This window comes from Bradyrhizobium sp. AC87j1 (assembly GCF_002936975.1).
Taxonomy (GTDB): Bacteria; Pseudomonadota; Alphaproteobacteria; order Rhizobiales; family Xanthobacteraceae; genus Bradyrhizobium; species Bradyrhizobium shewense.
On record NZ_PTFE01000068.1, the window covers coordinates 1 to 18,142 of the forward strand.

The 18,142-nt window shown below is 64.3% G+C and carries 17 protein-coding genes and 2 pseudogenes; 12 read left to right on the forward strand and 7 right to left on the reverse strand.

Annotation, left to right across the window (positions count from 1 at the left end; translation table 11 throughout):
* Positions 1-184 (forward strand): annotated as a pseudogene (locus tag CV770_RS28235) (LLM class flavin-dependent oxidoreductase); the annotation flags it as partial.
* Between the two features lie 6 nt (positions 185-190).
* On the opposite strand, the pseudogene CV770_RS28240 reads toward CV770_RS28235, so the two are convergent.
* The 3 genes and pseudogenes from CV770_RS28240 to CV770_RS28250 all read right to left on the reverse strand — a co-directional run bounded on the left by CV770_RS28240 (position 191) and on the right by CV770_RS28250 (position 4,368).
* Positions 191-1,530: pseudogene (locus tag CV770_RS28240) on the reverse strand (LLM class flavin-dependent oxidoreductase).
* A gap of 44 nt (positions 1,531-1,574) precedes the next feature.
* The gene (locus CV770_RS28245; RefSeq protein WP_104464708.1) at positions 1,575-2,540 is read right to left on the reverse strand and encodes an aliphatic sulfonate ABC transporter substrate-binding protein; all 966 of its coding nucleotides are present in this window, start codon (positions 2,538-2,540) and stop codon (positions 1,575-1,577) included.
* 205 nt (positions 2,541-2,745) lie between these two features.
* The gene (locus tag CV770_RS28250) at positions 2,746-4,368 is read right to left on the reverse strand and encodes an MFS transporter (RefSeq protein WP_104464709.1); all 1,623 of its coding nucleotides are present in this window, start codon (positions 4,366-4,368) and stop codon (positions 2,746-2,748) included.
* A gap of 128 nt (positions 4,369-4,496) precedes the next feature.
* Between CV770_RS28250 and CV770_RS28255 the strand changes: the two genes are divergently transcribed.
* The gene (locus CV770_RS28255; protein ID WP_104464710.1) at positions 4,497-5,351 is read left to right on the forward strand and encodes a LysR family transcriptional regulator; all 855 of its coding nucleotides are present in this window, start codon (positions 4,497-4,499) and stop codon (positions 5,349-5,351) included.
* A gap of 11 nt (positions 5,352-5,362) precedes the next feature.
* Here the strand turns inward: CV770_RS28255 and CV770_RS28260 are convergent, their stop codons facing one another.
* Positions 5,363-6,769, reverse strand: coding sequence for an LLM class flavin-dependent oxidoreductase (locus CV770_RS28260; RefSeq protein ID WP_104464711.1), 1,407 nt, complete (start codon positions 6,767-6,769; stop codon positions 5,363-5,365).
* Between the two features lie 254 nt (positions 6,770-7,023).
* Between CV770_RS28260 and CV770_RS28265 the strand changes: the two genes are divergently transcribed.
* From CV770_RS28265 to CV770_RS28290, 6 genes are all read left to right on the forward strand, one after another.
* Entirely contained in the window at positions 7,024-8,343 is a 1,320-nt protein-coding gene (locus CV770_RS28265; RefSeq protein ID WP_104464712.1) for an O-acetylhomoserine aminocarboxypropyltransferase/cysteine synthase family protein, read from the forward strand.
* A gap of 36 nt (positions 8,344-8,379) precedes the next feature.
* Complete coding sequence (locus CV770_RS28270; RefSeq protein WP_104464713.1) at positions 8,380-9,180, forward strand: MetQ/NlpA family ABC transporter substrate-binding protein; 801 nt, start codon at positions 8,380-8,382, stop codon at positions 9,178-9,180.
* A 27-nt stretch (positions 9,181-9,207) separates the two neighbouring features.
* A complete protein-coding gene (locus CV770_RS28275; protein WP_104464714.1) occupies positions 9,208-9,459 on the forward strand; it encodes a hypothetical protein in 252 nt (83 codons plus the stop codon).
* Between the two features lie 63 nt (positions 9,460-9,522).
* A complete protein-coding gene (locus CV770_RS28280) occupies positions 9,523-11,151 on the forward strand; it encodes an FAD-dependent oxidoreductase (RefSeq protein ID WP_201760080.1) in 1,629 nt (542 codons plus the stop codon).
* Positions 11,148-11,468, forward strand: a complete 321-nt coding sequence (locus tag CV770_RS28285; RefSeq protein ID WP_104464715.1) for a 4Fe-4S dicluster domain-containing protein — start codon at positions 11,148-11,150, stop codon at positions 11,466-11,468. The genes CV770_RS28280 and CV770_RS28285 overlap by 4 nt, the downstream gene beginning before the upstream one ends.
* Positions 11,469-11,496: 28 nt before the next feature.
* Positions 11,497-11,844, forward strand: coding sequence for a DUF3088 domain-containing protein (locus CV770_RS28290; RefSeq protein WP_104464716.1), 348 nt, complete (start codon positions 11,497-11,499; stop codon positions 11,842-11,844).
* Positions 11,845-11,870: 26 nt separating this feature from the next.
* Here CV770_RS28290 and CV770_RS28295 read toward each other — a convergent pair whose 3' ends face one another.
* Genes CV770_RS28295 through CV770_RS28305 form a run of 3 tightly spaced genes read right to left on the reverse strand, consistent with a single transcriptional unit; the run spans position 11,871 to position 14,512 of the window.
* Positions 11,871-12,695 (reverse strand): ABC transporter permease, encoded by an 825-nt coding sequence (locus tag CV770_RS28295; RefSeq protein WP_104464717.1) that lies wholly within the window; start codon positions 12,693-12,695, stop codon positions 11,871-11,873.
* On the reverse strand, positions 12,688-13,503 hold the full coding sequence (locus CV770_RS28300; protein ID WP_104464718.1) for an ABC transporter ATP-binding protein: 816 nt from the start codon (positions 13,501-13,503) through the stop codon (positions 12,688-12,690). Before CV770_RS28300 ends, CV770_RS28295 begins: the two co-directional genes overlap by 8 nt.
* A gap of 1 nt (position 13,504) precedes the next feature.
* The gene (locus tag CV770_RS28305; RefSeq protein ID WP_104464719.1) at positions 13,505-14,512 is read right to left on the reverse strand and encodes an ABC transporter substrate-binding protein; all 1,008 of its coding nucleotides are present in this window, start codon (positions 14,510-14,512) and stop codon (positions 13,505-13,507) included.
* A gap of 499 nt (positions 14,513-15,011) precedes the next feature.
* On the opposite strand from CV770_RS28305, the gene CV770_RS28310 reads away from it, so the two are divergent.
* The 4 genes from CV770_RS28310 to CV770_RS28320 all read left to right on the forward strand — a co-directional run bounded on the left by CV770_RS28310 (position 15,012) and on the right by CV770_RS28320 (position 18,129).
* Positions 15,012-16,232 carry an FAD-dependent oxidoreductase gene (locus CV770_RS28310; RefSeq protein ID WP_245453882.1) on the forward strand — a complete coding sequence of 407 codons (1,221 nt, stop codon included), beginning with the start codon at positions 15,012-15,014 and terminating at the stop codon, positions 16,230-16,232.
* Between the two features lie 35 nt (positions 16,233-16,267).
* Entirely contained in the window at positions 16,268-16,615 is a 348-nt protein-coding gene (locus tag CV770_RS43480; RefSeq protein ID WP_245453883.1) for a hypothetical protein, read from the forward strand.
* Positions 16,612-16,995 carry a 4Fe-4S dicluster domain-containing protein gene (locus tag CV770_RS28315; protein WP_104464720.1) on the forward strand — a complete coding sequence of 128 codons (384 nt, stop codon included), beginning with the start codon at positions 16,612-16,614 and terminating at the stop codon, positions 16,993-16,995. The genes CV770_RS43480 and CV770_RS28315 overlap by 4 nt, the downstream gene beginning before the upstream one ends.
* A gap of 141 nt (positions 16,996-17,136) precedes the next feature.
* The gene (locus CV770_RS28320; RefSeq protein ID WP_104464721.1) at positions 17,137-18,129 is read left to right on the forward strand and encodes an NAD(P)-dependent oxidoreductase; all 993 of its coding nucleotides are present in this window, start codon (positions 17,137-17,139) and stop codon (positions 18,127-18,129) included.
* Positions 18,130-18,142 lie beyond the last annotated feature (13 nt).

Below are 18,142 nucleotides of genomic sequence, written 5' to 3' on the forward strand. Positions count from 1 at the left end.
CTATGATGAAGTGGCCGAACGCATTGTGGCGTTTCACGCTGCGGGCATCGAGCTGTTCATGCTGCAGTTCCAGCCGTTCGAGACTGAGATGCGCCGCTTCGCCCGCGAAGTGATCCCGCGCGCGCGTCAACTTGCAGCAAAGGGCGCTGCCGGAGCAGCGACGCGGCTGATCCGGTCCGGCTAGGGTCGGTTACGCCGACTCTGCCGCGGGGACCTTTTTGGCAAAGCGGCTCGCCGGCCGGGGCAAGCCAAAATGGTCGCGCAGCGTCGGGCCGGTATATTCGGTCGGAACAGCCCGCGCTTTTGCAGGATCGGCACGACGGTGTCGACGAACGTCTCGAGCCCGGACGGCAGCACGTCCGGCATCAGGTTGAAGCCGTCGGCGGCACCCGCCTTGAACCAGGCCTCGATATCGTCCGCGATCTGCTCCGGTGTCCCGACGATAATGCGATGTCCGACACCACCGCCCAGCGCGCGGATGAGTTGGCGGACCGTCAAATTGCCGCGCCGCGCCAGGTTCACCGTGCCCTGGAACATGGTGTGGTTGGCATCGACCGGCAGTGGCAACGGATCGGGCAGGGGTTTGTCGAGCTCGAGCAATTGCGGATCGATCTGCAACGTGCCGGCGAGACGCGCGAGGCTGTACTCGATCGGCACGAGCTCCCAAAGCTCGTCCTGCCGCCGTTGCGCTTCCGCTGCGGTGCTGCCGATCACGGTGGCAAGTCCAGGTAGAACGACGATGGAATCTCCGGAACGGCCGTAGGTGGCCGCTCGCGCGCGCAGATCGCGCGCATAGGCGACGCCCTCTTCGATGCTCTGCGCCAGCGTGAACACGGCTTCGGCGTAAGCTGCCGCAAAGTCGCGGCCGTCACTGGAGCCGCCTGCCTGCACGGTCACCGTCCGCCCCTGCGGTGAGCGCGGCACGTTCAGCGGTCCGGCGACCGAATAATGCGGGCCTCGGTGGGCGATCGGATGCACCTTCGACGTATCGACAAATCGCGCGCCGGCCTTGTCGCCGACGAATGCGTCGTCCTCCCAGCTGTCGAACAGCGCGTGGACGATTTCCGTGAACTCCTTGGCGCGTTCATAGCGGGCCTTGTGCTCCGTCACCGATGAGAGACCGAAATTCCGGCCAGAGGCGGCATCCGCGGTGGTGACCGCATTCCACCCCGAGCGCCCGCCGCTGGCATGGTCGAGCGTCACGAACCGGCGTGCGATATTGTAAGGCTCGTTATAGGTCGTGGATACTGTGCCGATCAGGCCGATGTGCGTTGTCGCGGCTGCGACCGTCGCCAGCACGATGGTCGGTTCCAGCGACGTGAACGACCGGTAGTCGATACGGTCGTTCACGGCCGGCGAATCCGCCAGAAAGATTGCGTCCAGTTTACCGCGCTCGGCAATTTGCGCCACCCGCACGTAGTGACCAAGATCGAAGAATGCGCGTGGATCGCTGTCCGGAAGTCGCCAGGCCGATGGATAGACGCCGGAGTGAAGCAGGTTGACGTTCAGGTGTAATTGGCGAGACGGCATGAAAATTCCAAAAGGTCGGCGGCCGAAGCCGCAAATAGCCGAGATCAGGACCCCTTCGGCGACCAGATCTTGATGGCCGTGGTGTCGAGCTTCGCCGGGATCAGACCCTCGGCGTGGAACGCATCGGCAATGCGCTGCTGCTCAGATAAGCCAGAGCCGGTAACCGCGCCGACCTGATAGGAGCGGTGGCTGTTGGCTTCCTCGACGGTTGTCGCGTCGATCCCCCAGAGGCCTGCAAGCAATGTGGCGGCGTCCTTCGGCTGGGCCTTCACCCATTTGCCGGTCTCGGACAGCCTGGCGAAGATCACGTTGAGGACTTCGGCATGCTTCTCGGCGTACGCGGCCGACGCGAGATAGTAGCGCTTGTAGCTCGCCAGGCCATTGCCGCCGTCGGACAGAACCCTGCCCTTCGTCTGGTGAAGAGCGCTGGTCAGGAACGGATCCCAGGCGACCCAGGCATCCACGTTGCTGCTGACGAACGCCGCGCGGCCGTCGGCCGGCGTCAGATAGGCCGGCGTGATGTCCTTGAAGCTGAGCCCGGACTTCGCCAGCGCCGCAAGCAGCAGATAGTGGCTGCCGGCGCCCTTGGTGACGGCGATCTTCTTGCCCTTAAGTTCGGTGACGCTCTTGATGGTCGAAGACTGCGGCACAACGATCGCCTGCGCCGCTGGCGAGGCGGCCTCTTCCGCGACGTAGGCGAGCTTGGCGCCCGCGGCCTGCGCGAAGATCGGCACCGTGTCGGCGACGTCGGCGCCGAAATCGATGCTGCCGATGTTGATGGCTTCCAGAAGCGGCAGGCCGCTGGTGAATTCGTGCCAGGAGATGGTGATGCCGAGCGACGCCAGCGCTTTTTCCAGCTCTCCGTTCGTTTTCAGGATCGCCGTCAGCGTCGAAGACTTCTGATAGCCGATGCGGATCTCCTCGGACATCGCGGGCTGAACGGACGCCAAGATAAAGAAGCCAAGCGCGGCCGCGGCGAGGGCCCGCAGGCGGGACGTGAGATGATGCATTTCGGTATCCTGTTCAACGGGGCTGCTCGCCGTCTCACCGCGGTCTGGGGGGACTGAAACATTTGCAGTGTGCCGATGAACGAGGTCGCCTGGCAATTTCGGAATGTGACGAGGAAGAGAACAAACATTCCCTCGTGTCGCATGAATTGAGAATGGAGTTGTCTGCGCCGTGCCGCGGTGGCCCACCGGGCTTTGATCCAATCGATCAGGCCGATGAGCGAGGGACGCAATTCGGCTCGCCGCTGTTCCGCCCGGGGCGCTTTCGCACGGCATAGCCTTGGCCAAAGATCACAAAACTCGCAAGTGCCATGATCCAGACGGAAAGCCCGCCATAGAGCATCACCAGCCTGAAGCCGTGGATCAGCGCGTCTTGCACGGCGGAGTCCGCCGCCGGCAAGAGGCTCAGCTCGGGGAAGGCGGACACGCCGGCGGTGCCGCTGGCGATGCGTTCCGCAAGATCTTGCAGGCGGTTGGCATCGAGCCCACCGGGCAGCGCGCTGCGCAGCCAGGAAGAAATGCCCGCGATCAGGATAAAACCCATCAAGGCGATGTTGATCGCCAGCGAAATCATGCGGGCGCTCATGTCGATGCCCGACGCCATGCCGGCCCGCGTGCTCGACACCGCTCCCGTCGTGACGTTGGTCACCGGCGTGTTGGTGAGGGCAAGGCCCGCGCCCGCAAGCAGGCATCCGGGCGCCAGCGTCAGCCAGGTGACGTGCTCGACGCCGCTGCCGGCCCACATCAGCATGAAACCGAGGCCGATGACGAACAGGCCGAAGGGAATGGCGATACCGCCGCCGAACCTGAGCAATATCCGCTCGCCGAGCAGCGGAATCACGAGCGTCGGAAGCGTGTAGGTGAGGAGCGCGAGGCCCGCCGCGACATTGTCGTAACCAAGCGCGCTACGGAAGAAAATCGGCAGGTAGATCATGAAGGGCCAGAAACTGAAATTCATGCCGGCGGACCCCAGCAGCGCACCCGAGAAAGCGCGTATCCGGAACACGGAGAAATCGAACATTGGACGAGCGCTGCGCGTCTCCGCCAGCACGAAGGCGATGAGGCTCAGAACCGCCGCCGCGACGATCGCCAGGCCGGTCAGGCTGCCGAAGCCGAAATCGGGGCCTTCCGTGATGTAGAAGGCGACGCAGAATACCGACGTCGAGAGCGTCGCGATGCCCGCGATGTCGAGGTGCCTTGCGTCGGGATCGCGCGACTCCTGAACCCCGGTCACGGCGAGCGCGATCGTGACGATCGCGATCACTGCGTGGACCAGGAACACCCATTGCCAGCCGGAGACCGCGACGATCGCCGCGCCGATGACGGGGCCGAATCCCAGACCAATTCCGAAGATGATCCCCCAGGCGGCGAAGGCGCGTGCGCGCTCAGGTCCCTCCTGGAATTGATGGGAGAGAACGGCGACCTGGCAGATCAGCATCGCGCCGCCGCTCATGCCCTGAAGGAAGCGGCTCACGATGAGGACGAGGGCGCCTTGCGCGAGGCCGCAGATCAGGGACGCAAGGCCGAACACCGCGATACTGACGACGAACACGCGCTTCCGGCCATAGCGATCCGCCAGTGTGCCCGTTGCCATCAGCACCGTCGTGACCGCGATGGTGTAGGCGTTCATGATCCATTGCAGCTGCCGAAAGCTGGCGTGGAGCACCGTCTCGAGCGTCGGCAGGATCGTCGGCACGCTGGAGATCTCCAGGCCGAACATGAGGGACGCGAGGCACGCCGCGGCCAATGCGATCGTGTTTCGTCGTGATGGTGCGACCGTCAAGGCTGTGACCTCCAAACGTGATGCTGAGCCGGCGCGGACGCGCGACATCGCTCGCTCCGGAAAAGAATGGTTTCCCGCGCGCCATGTCCGCGTCACGCGGGGCGAACATAGGGACCCCTTGACCACAACAAAATCCGATCAATATAGATTTCAGAGACAACAAAGCCGGATGATGAATGCTCTCGCTCGATGTCGATGCCGTCAGAGCCTTTGTGATGGTGGCGGACCTTCACAGTTTTACGAGGGCCGCCAAGGCCCTGGGGACCACGCAAGGCGCGATCAGCGTCAAGCTGAAGCGGCTGGAGGATCGCATCGGTCATCGATTGCTCGAACGCACGCCGCGGTCGGTGCGGCTGTCGGCGCAGGGGACCGCCTTCCTGCAGGGTGCGCGGGAGCTGATCGCGGCGCACGAGCGCGCGATCGCTGGCCTCAATGCACCGCCGCGTCACTTCGGCCTTGGCATTGCCGCCCATGTCGCGGGCCCCGAGGTCCCGGCCTTGCTGTCACGGCTTCACGCGCACGATCCGAATTTGACCATCGAGGTCCAGCTCGACAATTCGCGCAACCTTCTCGATCTATTCGATCAGGGACGGCTCGATGCGGCCATCGTCCAGCGCGAGGACGATCGTCGCGATGGCGAGACGCTGGCGCATGAGCGCTTCGGCTGGTTCGCGGCGCAAGGGTTCGAGCACAGGCCGGGAGAGCCATTGCGTCTTGCCGCACTGGCTCCCACCTGCGGCGTCCGCAACATCGCCACGCAAGCTCTGGATGCGGCCGGTATCAAATGGACCGAGGTGTTCCTGGGCGGCGGCTCGTCGGCGGTCCATGCTGCTGTGGTGGCGGGACTTGCAATCGCACCGCTATCGTATCGGATCGCGCCGGCCGGCACCTTCGACATCGGCGAGAAGCTCGGACTTCCCAGGCTGCCGCCGTCCGAAGTCGTGCTTCATTCGTCCCTGACTGACCGCCGGTCGCGGGCCGCCCTGGGGGCGTTGGTAGCCGCATTCCGCGAGCATCGCACGCCAGCTTGAGCGTTGCACCGCTATTCAGCGGCGTCAGATTGGAGTGCAGCGGTCGAAGGCGCACGCCGAAAGCTCGCCCCGGGATGTGTCGTGTGCAACCGCGGGCCGCGTCCCGGAAACAGCTTTTCGCGCAGCGTGCCGTCGCGATAGGCGGTCTTGTAGACCCCGCGCGATTGCAGCTCCGGAACGACGAGGTCGACGAAGGCGTTCAGCGACTCCGGTGCGACCAGGCGGAACAGGTTGAACCCGTCGACGTCGGTTTCATCAGCCCAGGCGATCAGCTCGTCTGCGACGTCCTGCGGGGAGCTGACCACGAAGGGCGACCGGGCGCCGGCACGGCTCAATCTGGCGAGGTCTCCGACATTGACCGGCCGGTCGCTCCGCACCGTGAAGTTCTCGACCATCGACTGGATGGCGTTGCTCTCGACATATTCGATCCGCTGGTCGGGCCGATAGGTCGAGAAGTCGATGCCGGTCCAGCCTGACAACAAGGCGAGCTGGCCGGTCTGGTCGACATGCCGCGCATAGTCCTCGAGTAGATCGTTGGCCTCGGCTCGCGTCGGCGCGACGATCACGGTCGCGCCGGCAAACAGGCGGATATCGTAGGGATCGCGGCCATAGGTCTTGGCCGCCTCGCGTATCTCGCGGACAGCGCGGGCCAGGATGGGCTTGGTCTGGCCGTTGAGAAAGATCGCCTCTGAATGTTGGGCCGCGAAGGCGCGGCCGCGCTTCGAGGTGCCGGCTTGATACAGCAACGGCGTTCGCTGCGGCGAGGGCTCGGCGAGATGGATGCCGTCGACCTTGAAGTAGGGACCGTCATGCAGCACCCGGTGGAGTTTTGCGGGGTCCGTGAAAATGCGACTTCCACGGTCGCGGCGAACCGCGTCGTCCTCCCAGCTGCCTTCCCATAGCTTGTAGGTGGCAATGAGAAAGTCCTCGGCGGCGTCATAGCGGTCGTCATGGGCACGGCCGGCCGGAAGGCCCATGCCGCGCGCGCCGCTGTCGAGATAGCCCGTGACGATGTTCCAGCCGATCCTGCCCTTGGTGAGATGGTCGAGCGTCGAGAAGGTGCGAGCGAGTTGATAGGGATGCTCGAAGGTCAGGTTCGAGGTGATGCCGAAGCCGAGATGGCGGGTGACGAGCGCCATCGCGGACACGAGCAATGTCGGGTCCGCGTTGGGAAGCTGCACCGCATGCCGCGCGGCGGCCTCGGCATTGCCGCCGTAGACGTCGTACACGCCGAACACGTCCGCCAGGAAGATGCCGTCCAGCAATCCGCGCTCCGCGGTTTTGGCGTAGTCGACCCAGTAATCGAGCGTGTTGTAGTCGATGGACGCATCGCGCGGATGCGACCACAGGCCCGCCCAATTGTGGCTCGGCGCGGTCATGTTGAATGCGTTGAAGCGCAGCTCGCGCGGTCTCGTCATGGTCCGGCCCGATCATCATTCGCGAAGCACATCCACTCCATGTGACCGATTTTAACATTTTGCGCGAGCGAGTTTGTTTCCAATTGGGCGAACACGCGGAAAGAAACGCGTTGCGAAGCGGCGATGACGCAGCACGCGCATCGCTATTTTCCGGGGGCGCTCGACAGCCGCAGAATCCGACCGCATCATTTTCGCCGACAAGCACCGCTTGCCGCGCGAGGTGCGCGCTCTCGAGATAGACAAGGGAATGGCAGATGGCGTTGGAGACCCGGAACTTCGAGACGCTGGCGTTGCATGGTGGCTCGTACCGCACCGACCCCGCCACCGGCGCGGTGGCGGTTCCGATCTACCAGACCACATCGTTCCAGTTCGAGAACGCCGATCACGCCTCGCGCCTGTTCGCGCTCGAGCAACTCGGTCCGATCTATACGCGCATCGGCAATCCGACGCAGGACGCGTTCGAGACGCGGCTTGCCGCATTGGAGGGCGGGGTGGCCGCCCTTGCAGTCGCCTCGGGGCAAACCGCCTCCGCCTTCGCGCTCTTCAACATCGCGCAAGCCGGCGACAATATCGTGTCCTCGACCGATCTCTACGGCGGAACCTGGACGCTGCTCTCGCAGACCCTGAAGCAGTTCGGCATCGAAGTCCGGTTCGTCGATCCCGCCGATCCCGAGAACTTCCGCCGCGCCACCGACGCAAAGACGCGGGCCTATTTCGGTGAGACGCTCCCGAACCCCAAGCTGAATGTATTTCCGATCAAGGAGGTCGCGGATATCGGCCGCTCGCTGGGCGTGCCACTCATTCTCGACAACACGGCTTCGCCGCTGATCGCCCGTCCGTTCGAGCACGGCGCAGCCGTGGTGGTCTATTCCACGACCAAATATATCGGCGGCCATGGCACTGCGATCGGCGGCGCCATCGTTGACGGCGGCAATTTCGACTGGGCCGCACATGCCGAGCGCTTCCCACTGCTGAACAATCCCGACGAGGCCTATCACGGCGCGATCTGGACGGAGGCGGCGAAGCCGTTGGGTCCGATCGCCTATATCCTGCGGGCCCGCGTTAAGCTGTTGCGCGATCTCGGCGCGTCGATCGCGCCGCAAAATGCCTTCCAGTTCATCCAGGGTCTCGAAACCTTGCCGCTGCGCATCCGCCAGCACAACGAGAATGCGGTGAAAGTCGCAAACTTCCTCGCGAAACATCCTTCGGTGTCGAACGTGATCTTCCCCGGCCTCCAGAGCGGAGAGAACAAGCGCCGAGCGGATGCCTATCTGAAGGGCGGTTATGGCGGTCTCGTCGGCTTCGAGCTGAAAGGCGGCGTCGAGGCCGGTCGGCGGTTCATCGACGGGCTCAAACTGTTCTATCACGTCGCCAATATCGGCGACGCCCGGTCGCTGGCGATCCACCCGGCATCGACGACGCATCAGCAACTCACTGCGGACGAGCAGCTCGCCGCCGGCGTCACACCCGGCTATGTCCGCCTGTCGGTCGGGATCGAGCACCCCGACGACATTCTAGCCGATCTCGGTCAAGCGCTGGCACAGGCCGATGCCGGTGCGCGCAAGGCCGCCTGAGGCACTTCACCTGAATCGAAACGGGAACTTGAGACAATGAGAATTCTCCGCCGCACCGCCCAGGCCGCCGGTCTCTGGCTCGCATTCACCGCGGCAGCCTTCGCCGGCGAACCGTTGAAGATCGCGACCAGCGCCGGCCCGGTTGGTCAGTTGGCGTCCTTTGCCGCCAAGCTCGCCAAGGAGAAGGGACAGGACGTCAAGATCGTCGAGCTGTCGGACTGGGTGGCGTTGAACGAGGTGGTGAACAGCAGCGAGGTCGACGCCAATCTGTTTCAGCATGCGACCTATCTCGCGCTCCAGAACAAGCAGCGCGGCTTCAACCTGGTGCAGGCCGACAAGGTCGGCGTGATTGCGCCGGTCGGCCTGTTCTCGAAGAAGATCAAGACGCTCGACGAGATCAAGTCCGGCGACAGCGTCGCGATTCCGAACGAGCCGCTCAACGGCGCGCGCGGGCTGATCCTGCTGGAACGGGCCGGGCTGATCAAGCTGGCGCCGGGCAAGGGCTTCTCCGTCAGCAAGTTCGACATCACCGACAATCCCAAGAACCTCAAGATCGTCGAGCTCGACCCGGCGCAGACCTATCGATCGCTCGACGATGTCACGCTGGCGCTGGTCAACATCACCTATCTCATTCCGGCCGGGGGCGACCCGAAGTCCGCACTGATCATCGATCGCACTGTCGACGAGGGTCTCGTGCTGCGCTTCACGGCCCGGCCGGACAAGAAGGACGATCCGCGGTTGAAGGCGTTCATTCAGGTGTTCAACTCGCCTGAGGTGAAGCAGTTCATCGAGGAGAAGATTCCGGCGTTCATCCCGGCTGGGTTCGGCAGCAGCTAGGAGAGCGCCCCGCTGGGAAACTGCGCCATGATCTATGTCGTCGACGTCAATCAGATGAGCTTTGCCTTCATGGCCGGAAGTGAGAGGCATGCCTCGGAGATCGCAGGCTCGCCGGGGTTTGTGCAGGCGCTGGATCGGTTTTTCCTGGATCGACAAGGTTCCAAGGCTTCGGACCATCGCCCGCGTGCTGCGACGGTTCAGGAACTTGCGCTCTTCAACGACATGTCTTCCGAATTCGCGGATGCCACCGCGGACGTCCTGGTTGCCCGCGTCGGGTAGCTTTCGCAACAGATTGCGCGTCACGTCCGAAGGACTGCGCAGAAATGAAACCGGAGACGCGTGATGACGAAGCCATCTGTCCGTGCTGAGAAGCTGTCGAGTTCGGCAGGATCCGTCGTGCTCGACGCTGACGTGCTGGTGCTCGGCGGTGGCCCAGCGGGCACATGGGCGGCGATCAGTGCCGCCGAGCATGGCGCACGCGTCGTGCTGGCGGACAAGGGATTTTGCGGCACCTCAGGTGCGACCGCCGCAGCTGGCACCGGTGTGTGGTACGTCGACCCCGCACCCGAACGGCGCGAAGCCGCAATGGCCAGCCGTGAGAAGCTCGGCGGTCACCTCCAGGATCGCCGCTGGATGACGCGCGTGCTGGACCGGACCTACGCCCAGAGCAACCGGCTTGCTGATTGGGGCTATCCTTATCCCGCCGATGAAGACGGCAAGCCGCAGCGGAATTCGCTGCAGGGCCCGGAATATATGCGGCTGATGCGCAAGCGGACCAAGCAGGCCGGCGTCACCATCCTCGATCATTCGCCGGCGCTCGAACTGCTGGTCGATGGGAACGGCGTGGTGGCCGGAGCCGCAGGCCTGCGCCGCCAGAAGGGCGATCGCTGGGTGGTCAACGCCAAGGCGGTGGTGATCGCCACCGGCGGATGCGCGTTCCTCAGCAAGACGCTCGGCTCGAACGTGCTGACCGGGGATGGCTATCTCCTCGCTGCGGAAGCGGGGGCGGAATTCACCAGCATGGAGTTCTCCAACGCCTACGCGATCTCGCCGGCCTTCGGATCTGTGACCAAGACGCTGTTCTACAGCTGGGCGAGCTTTACCGATGAGGAGGGGAGCGTCATTCCGGGGGCCTCGTCGAAAGGCGGCCGCTCCGTGATTGCGCGCGCGCTCCGCAAGGGCCTCGTGTACGCCCAGCTCGACGAAGCCGATGCCGAGACCCAGCGGCACATGCGCGTGTCGCAGCCGAACTTCTTCCTCCCGTTCGACCGCACCGGCATCGATCCCTTCACGCAGCGTTTTCCGATCACGCTGCGCCTCGAGGGGACGGTTCGCGGGACGGGCGGTTTGCGGATCGTCGACGACAGTTGCGCGACCACCGTTCCGGGTCTCTACGCGGCAGGTGATGCTGCTACCCGCGAGCTGATCTGCGGTGGCTTTACCGGCGGCGGCAGCCACAATGCCGCCTGGGCGATGTCGTCAGGGTATTGGGCCGGTCAGGGCGCCGCCGAGTTTGCGCGCCAACTGGGCAGCACAGTCGGGCGCCAAGCTTTCCGACGCGGCACCGTCGGTCTGAGCTCTGGCAACGGGCGACCGTTGCGGGGCGGTGTGCTCGCGCAGAGCGTTCAGGACGAGGTGTTCCCGTACGAACTGAATTACTTCCGCGAGGCAGGGCGGCTGGGCGAGTCGCTCCGTCGATTGGATGCATTGTGGTCGGATGCGTCGGGGGCCGATGCGCCAGGCGAGCTGGAATTGCTACGCGCGCGCGAGGCCGCCGCCATGCTCGCGACCGCCCGCTGGATGTATCGCAGCGCGCTGGCGCGTCAGGAAAGCCGGGGAATGCATCGCCGCGACGACTACCCCGAGCAGGATGATCGCTACCTGCATCTTGTGACGACCGGTGGGCTCGACGATGTCTGGACCTCCGCGCGCCCGCTATCCTCCGTTCAGTACTCGGAGGCTGCAGAATGATCGAGGTCATCGATGCCGAACGGTGCACGGCCTGCGACATTTGCGTCAACGTGTGCCCCACCAACGTCTTCGACAAGACCGATGGCATTCCCACCATCGCACGTCAGAGCGACTGCCAGACCTGCTTCCTATGCGAGCTCTATTGTCCCGAGGATGCGCTGTTTGTCTCGCCGTTCGCCGATGCGCCGCAGGCGGTCGACGTGGCAGCGTTGAAGGAGGCGGCCCTGCTGGGGAGCTATCGGCGTGCTGTGGGCTGGGTCGATGAGAGCCGGCACCTGCGGGCAGCCGATCGGAGCTATCGGCTGTTCGGACATTGAAGATCATGTCGATGTCTGGAGAACGGACATGAGTGGAGATCGCCTGTTCTTGTTGAAGCCCGGGTTTGAGGATCCAGAGCAGCCGGGGCGCTTCTTCGTCTGCTCGCACTGCAATGCGATCGAGGGATTGCTGGCGTCGTTTCCCGGGCTGGCGACGCAGATCGAAGTGCATCGCCTGCCATTCGCCCGACCGCGAACGGTTCTGGTCGAGCTCCTCGGTGAGCAGCATCAATCGCTTCCGGTGTTGGTGTTCGACGAGAATCGACCGGTCCCTGAGGATGCCGGCGTCGCCAATGGCCGGCGCTTCGTCGATTCGTCGGAGCGAATACTCCGCTATCTGGCCGACCGCTACGCATTCCCGCATCTTCACCAATAGGAATGATCGGAACCGGCGGCGACGCGTCAGGTTTGCACCTGGCCCCAGCGTTGGACGGTGATCCGCGTCAGGGTCCGAAAGATGACGCCCTCCACGAGCAGGCCGATCAGGATCACCGTGAGCAGTCCGGCGAAGACGCTTGCCGTCTCCAATTGCGCGCGGCTGGTGTAGATGAACCAGCCGATGCCGCCGGAGCGGGCGCTGACGCCGAACACCAACTCGGCCGCGATCAGCGTGCGCCAGGCGAACGCCCAGCCGATCCGTAAGCCCGACAGGATCTGGGGAAAGGCCGCGGGCACCAAAATTTCCGCGACGAACCGGCCGCCCGAGAGGCCCAGGTTGCGGCCAGCCATGCGCAGGGTTGGCGGCACCGCGAGGAAGCCGCCATAGCAGGCAAGGGCAACCGGCCACAGCACCGAGTGCACGATGACGAAGATCAGGCTCGGCGTTCCCACACCGAACCACAGCAGCGCGATGGGGAGCAGGGCGATTGCCGGCAGCGGATTGAACATCGATGTCAGCAGGCCAAGGGCCTCATTGCCCCAGCGCGACAAGGCGGCGAGCGTCGTGAGCACTGCCGCGATCGCGACGCCGATTGCGTAGCCGGTGATGAGAACCCGCAGCGACGTCAATGTGCGATTGGGTAACTCGCCCGAGAGGATCGCCGACCAGAGCGCCGACAGCGTCGCGCCAACGGTGGGCAGCAGAAGCGCGTTGTCGAGCCAACGCGCATAGAGCTCCCAGGCCAGCGCAAAGCCGGCCAGAATGACGATGCGCCGCCAGGGTATACCTTCGAATGCGTGCTGCCTCGCGGATGCCCGGGCCAGTTTTGGAGCTGCGACGTCAGACATGGTTAGCTTCCGGGGCGGCAAAGACGGTCTGCTGGATCCGCTGTTCAAGCTGGGCGAAGCTCGCGGTGCCGCGTGCGCGGCTGTCGGGCGGAACGTCGAATACTGCCGCCAGCCGTCCGGGGTGCGGCGTCAAGGCCAGGATACGGGTCCCGACGCGGATCGCCTCGTCGATGCCGTGGGTCACGAACAAGGCGGTGTTTCCGGTTTCTTCGCACAGCTTGAGCAGTTCGTCCTGCATCTGCCGCCGCGTCAGCGCGTCCAGCGCGGCGAACGGCTCGTCCATCAGCAGCAAGGCTGGCTCGAGCGCAAAGGCCCGCGCGATTGCGACGCGCTGCTTCATTCCGCCTGATAATGTATGGGGGAAGGCGTCGGCGAAATTCTTCAGCCCGACGCGCTCGAGCCAGCGACGCGCGACAGCCTCCGCGTCGCGGCGCGGCAACGATCTTCCCCGTTCGAGGGCATAGCGCACATTGCCGAGCACGGTGCGCCACGGCAGCAGCTGATCGAACTCCTGAAACACGGTCATGCGGTCCGGGCCCGGCGCCCCGATCCGTCGGCCGTTCATGCGAAGCTCGCCGGCACTTGGCTTGAGGAAACCGCCGACGGCACGCAGCAGCGTGGATTTGCCGCAGCCCGACGGGCCCAGCAGCACCAGCCGTTCGCCGGCCGAGATCGTGAAGCTGACATCCTCGACCGCCGTGAGAATGCCGGCCGGCGTCGGATAGCTGATGCTGACGTGATCGAGTTCGAGCAACGCCGGCGATGCGCTGTCGCCGGCGTGACTGGTCAGCCGCGGAGCGACGTTCATGTCAGCTTCCAGGCTTCTCTCCGAGGCCGGACCAGAACAGATCCCGCCACGATGCCGGCGCCTGCTTGATCAGGCCGACCTTGGCCTCGAAATCCGCGAACTTCTGGGCGCCTTCAGGAGCAGTCGTGAAATTGACGTCCTTGTCGCGAATGATGCCCTCGACGAAATCGGGCGCGAGCTTCGAGCCCTCCGCCTTGATGTAAAGTGCGGCGGCTTCCTTCGGATTGGCCTTGATCCATTCGTTGGCGCGGTCGAGGCCGCGGACGAACGCCTGGATGGTCTTCGGATTGTCGTTGACGAACTTCGCGGTGGAATAGACCACGTTGAAGGTGTGGGGACCGCCGAGCACGTCGTAGCTGTTGAGGACCTGATGCACCTTGCCGGTGGCCAGTTGCTGTTGCGAGAACGGCGGGGATGTGAAGTGGGCGGTGATCTCGGAGCGTCCCGACAGGATCTGGGCCGTCGCGTCCGGATGGGGCATGCTGACCGTGAGCTCGTCGAGCTTGTCGTATTTGCCGAAGGCCTTGTCCGCTGCCATCTGAAGGACGATCGGCTGGAAGCCGACCTTGACCGAGGGAAGCGCGATCCGGTCCTTCTCGGTGAAATCAGCCAGCGTCTTGATGTTCGGATTGTTGGTGGTCAGGATATTGGCCATCGAGCCGAGCGCGGCCACGCCGATGATCTTGGCAGTGGTCCGTGTCTTGTCCCAGGTCAGGATCATTGGCGTGATGCCGGCCGTGGCGAAATCCAGGCCGCCCGAAATCAGCGCCTCGTTCATGGCTGCGGCGCCGGAGAGGCGCAGCCATTCGATCTTGGGTGGCGTGATGCTGAGCGCCTTGGCTTCCTGCTCGATCAGTCCCTTTTCGCTGGCGACGATGAGGGGAAGATAGGCGATGCCGAATTGCTGGGCGATGCGAAGCTGGTCCGTCTCGGCGCGAACGGCATTTGCGCCACTGGCCGTCATCACCAAGGCGAGCGCGGCTGCGTAAAGGGACTTCGATGGAATCATTCTGTGTCTCGCGAGTTCGCGTTCGATCGGCCGCTACATGTGAGTTTCCCGGCCTTTTGGCTCACATGTCAGGAAATCGGGCAGCCGGTCCAGTGAACTGATGTCACGGCGCGATCTTCGAAACAAACACACTGATCGAGCTGCATTTGCCAGAGATCTTGTTCTCCAATCATGCTCTGATGAAGAAGCGCGTTCTCGATGCGACGAAATGCGTGCTCGCTGTTTTCAACGCGGAATTGGCGATCGTCGTCGGTGCCGCTCGTGCATTACCGTCGCGCTCACCGTGACATCCAGAGAAGTCTGTTCTCTTGCCAAATAGCCGTCTCGCCGACGTCGGTGATGGCGGCACAACTCGTTCGTGACGGCCGGCGAAAAGAGTTTTGTCTTTCATTGACGCGCGAGCCGCTTGGGCCAAACATGTCGCGACAGGCGTCGTGTGCACGCGGCACTCTTCCGGTGCGGCCGAATCTGCCGTCGTTTTCGCCCGGAGGCAGAGGCAATGATTTCGTCATCCCTCGAAGAGCTGTCGATCACGGCCGACGTGCTGATCGTCGGCGGTGGAATGGCCGGTGCCTGGGCGGCGGCCTCGGCCGCCCAGGCCGGTGCGAAGGTCATCCTCGCGGACAAAGGCTATTGCGGCACCAGCGGCGTCACGGCCGCGGCGGGGCCAGGCCATTGGTGGGTACCGCCGGATCCTCCTGCGGCACGCGATACGGTTGTTGCCAATCGTGTCGCGGCCGGGCTCGGGCTTGGCGAAGCAGAGTGGATGTATCGCATCCTCGACCAGACCTGGCGCACACTGCCGACGCTGGCTCGTCACTACAAATTCGGCGTCGACGACGAGGGGCGGGTGAACTACCGCGCGGTGCGCGGGCCGGAATACATGCGGGCGCTCAGCCAGCACGTGCTAGGCCACGGCGTCACCATTCTCGATCATTCGCCTGTCATCGAGCTGTTGGCGCGCTCCGACGGATCGATAGGCGGTGCGCGTGGCCTGCGTCGGCAGGATGGCGGGCGGGCCTATCGGATCGAGGTGGGCGCCGTGGTGCTCGCGGCTGGCGGCACAAGTTTCCTGTCGCACTTGCTGGGATCGCAAACCAACACTGGCGACGGCTACCTCATGGCGTCCGAGGCCGGCGCGGAGATGTCCGGCATGGAGTTCACAGCCGCCTACACGATAGCGCCCGCGCATTCCACGATGACGCGCAGCATGGCTTATTCGTTTGCGGCCTATTACGACGCCGACGGGCAGGAACTTGATCTTCCGTTTGGTCCCGACCAGACCATTCGCCTCGCCCGCGCGCTGCAGCGTGGGCCGGTCTATTGCTCGCTGCACCGTCTGCCGGACGACGTCAAGGCGAGGCTGCATACGATCTCGCCCAATGTGCCATTGGTGTTTGACCGTTGGGAGATCGATCCCTACGCGACCGGTTCGAGGTCACCCTGCACAATGACGGCACTATTCGCGGCATTGGCGGGGTACGGGTGCATGATGTGGATGGCGCGACGTCGGTGCCGGGACTGTTCATCGCCGGCGACAACGCTTCGCGCGAAAAGGTCGCGGGCGCGATCTCCGGCGGCGGCAACGTCAATTCGGCATGGGCGCTGTCATCAGGCGTGTTCGCAGGGCAAGCGGCCGCGCGCGTGGCACGCGGCACGAATGGGCGCGCCGCGGAGCTCCGGCCGCTTGGCCGGGCTGGGCTCCGTCCGCGCAGCCTGACAAAGACCGTTGATGTTGCCGCGGCCAGAGACGGCGTGCGCGCCGAGATGCATCCGTTCGACAAGAATCTGTTCCGCACCGGAACTGGGCTTGCGGCCTCTTCGCGCACGCTCGAGGATTTATGGCGCGAGGTGGCAGATCACGGGCATTCGGGCTCGATCGCCTTGCGCGAGACCGCCGCGCTGCTTGCCACGGCGCGCTGGTCGGTGGCAACGGCGGCAGCGCGTAACGAGAGCAGGGGACTTCACCGCCGTGAGGATTGTCCTGCACAGGATCCGCGATTGGCCGCCCGCCTGCTCAGCGGCGGACTGGATCGGGTCTGGGTTGCGCTGGATCGTCCATCCGCGAGCGTCCAACCTGGTCAACTCGAGGCGGTGTCATGATCGAGCTCATCGTCGCAGAGCGCTGCACGGATTGCGGAGCCTGCATCGAGGTCTGCCCGGCAAACGTGCTCGATCCCGGCCGCGCCGGCCTGCCGGTTCTCGCGCGCGTGGAAGATTGCCAGACCTGCTTCTTGTGCGAGCTATACTGCCGCGCCGACGCGATCTATGTCGCGCCCGATTGCGACCGTCGCGTCGCCGTGAGCGCAGAGGAAGTGGTGGCATCCGGCCGTCTCGGCCAATACCGGAAGCACTCCGGCTGGGATGAATGGGCCGAGCGCTTTCCCAACGAGCAATGGCTGATGGAAACTGTGTTCCGCCGCGCCGGCGAGGCTGCGGCACAGCGGAAGGCGGAGCTGCCTGACGTCATTGGCAGTAAATAGCCGGGCCGCGCGCAGAGACGAATTCTTATGCCGTGCCGAGACCCATCGTCCTGTTGTTGCAGGATGCCGGGCATCTTTGAAAAGACTATCCTGCGGCGAGCGCCTAACATGTCCACCTCTTTGCCATCATGAACGCGTGAGATGAACACACCCCGAATTGAAAGCAACCGCGCATCCACCAGCGTGCGATCGCCGATCATCGTCAATCAGCTTGGTGCGGAGGTTGGTGCCGCGCTGACCGATCATTGGTCACGTCCGCTGATCATCGACCATCCCGCCGATCGCCCGGCGTGGGAGGTTGCCCCCGAGGCCGACGTGCTCCTGACGCGTCCTCTGGCGGGATGGCACAAGGCGCCCGCGGACAAACCTGCGGGATGGCCGTTCAGCTTGTGCTGGATCCAGACCGCATCGACGGGCGTCGATTTCTTTCCTGCATGGTTGCTCGATGGGCCCGTGGTCACGGTCGGCCGCGGCATCTCGGCTGATCCGATCGCGGAATATGTGCTTGCGGCGATCCTCGGCTTTGAAAAGCGCATTCACGACATCCGGCCGCGCAGCCGCGAGCAATGGAAGATCACCCCACTGGGCTCCGTCAGCGGTAAGACGATCGGCATCGCAGGTTTCGGCGCGATCGGCCGTGCCGTTGCCGAGCGGGTCAAGCCGTTTGGCGTCGACATCAGGGTTCTCAGGCGGTCGGCCTGGCCATACGTTCTTCCGGGCATCCAGCCCGTGGACAGCATCGAGCAACTCGTAGAGGTCTCCGATCATCTCGTCCTGGCGCTTCCGGCGACGACGAAGACAACCCGTCTGATCGACGCCGATGTGCTGGCGCGGGCCAAGAAATCGCTGCATCTGATCAATGTCGCGCGCGGCCGGATCATCGATCAGTCCGCCCTGCTGCAAGCGCTTGACGAGGGCCGGATCGCCGGTGCCACGCTCGATGTCACGGACCCCGAGCCGCCGCTGGATGGCGATCCGATCTATCACCATCCCAAGGTCGTCCTGACGCCGCATGTCTCGTGGACGGGAGGCGAGGACGTCAAGCGACTGGCTGACAAGACCTTGGTCAACCTCGACGCCTATGCGCATGGCGTGCCGCTGGCAGACGTCTTCGACAAGAACCTCGAATACTAGAAAAGGAAGCCCA

Excerpts from the sequence above, each read along its gene's own strand:
- CV770_RS28245 (WP_104464708.1), bottom strand. The coding sequence starts at position 2,540 with ATGCATCATCTCACGTCCCGCCTGCGGGCCCTCGCCGCGGCCGCGCTT.
- CV770_RS28250 (WP_104464709.1), bottom strand. The coding sequence starts at position 4,368 with ATGTCGCGCGTCCGCGCCGGCTCAGCATCACGTTTGGAGGTCACAGCC.
- CV770_RS28255 (WP_104464710.1), top strand. The coding sequence starts at position 4,497 with ATGCTCTCGCTCGATGTCGATGCCGTCAGAGCCTTTGTGATGGTGGCG.
- CV770_RS28260 (WP_104464711.1), bottom strand. The coding sequence starts at position 6,769 with ATGACGAGACCGCGCGAGCTGCGCTTCAACGCATTCAACATGACCGCG.
- CV770_RS28265 (WP_104464712.1), top strand. The coding sequence starts at position 7,024 with ATGGCGTTGGAGACCCGGAACTTCGAGACGCTGGCGTTGCATGGTGGC.
- CV770_RS28270 (WP_104464713.1), top strand. The coding sequence starts at position 8,380 with ATGAGAATTCTCCGCCGCACCGCCCAGGCCGCCGGTCTCTGGCTCGCA.
- CV770_RS28275 (WP_104464714.1), top strand. The coding sequence starts at position 9,208 with ATGATCTATGTCGTCGACGTCAATCAGATGAGCTTTGCCTTCATGGCC.
- CV770_RS28280 (WP_201760080.1), top strand. The coding sequence starts at position 9,523 with ATGACGAAGCCATCTGTCCGTGCTGAGAAGCTGTCGAGTTCGGCAGGA.
- CV770_RS28285 (WP_104464715.1), top strand. The coding sequence starts at position 11,148 with ATGATCGAGGTCATCGATGCCGAACGGTGCACGGCCTGCGACATTTGC.
- CV770_RS28290 (WP_104464716.1), top strand. The coding sequence starts at position 11,497 with ATGAGTGGAGATCGCCTGTTCTTGTTGAAGCCCGGGTTTGAGGATCCA.
- CV770_RS28295 (WP_104464717.1), bottom strand. The coding sequence starts at position 12,695 with ATGTCTGACGTCGCAGCTCCAAAACTGGCCCGGGCATCCGCGAGGCAG.
- CV770_RS28300 (WP_104464718.1), bottom strand. The coding sequence starts at position 13,503 with ATGAACGTCGCTCCGCGGCTGACCAGTCACGCCGGCGACAGCGCATCG.
- CV770_RS28305 (WP_104464719.1), bottom strand. The coding sequence starts at position 14,512 with ATGATTCCATCGAAGTCCCTTTACGCAGCCGCGCTCGCCTTGGTGATG.
- CV770_RS28310 (WP_245453882.1), top strand. The coding sequence starts at position 15,012 with ATGATTTCGTCATCCCTCGAAGAGCTGTCGATCACGGCCGACGTGCTG.
- CV770_RS28315 (WP_104464720.1), top strand. The coding sequence starts at position 16,612 with ATGATCGAGCTCATCGTCGCAGAGCGCTGCACGGATTGCGGAGCCTGC.
- CV770_RS28320 (WP_104464721.1), top strand. The coding sequence starts at position 17,137 with ATGAACACACCCCGAATTGAAAGCAACCGCGCATCCACCAGCGTGCGA.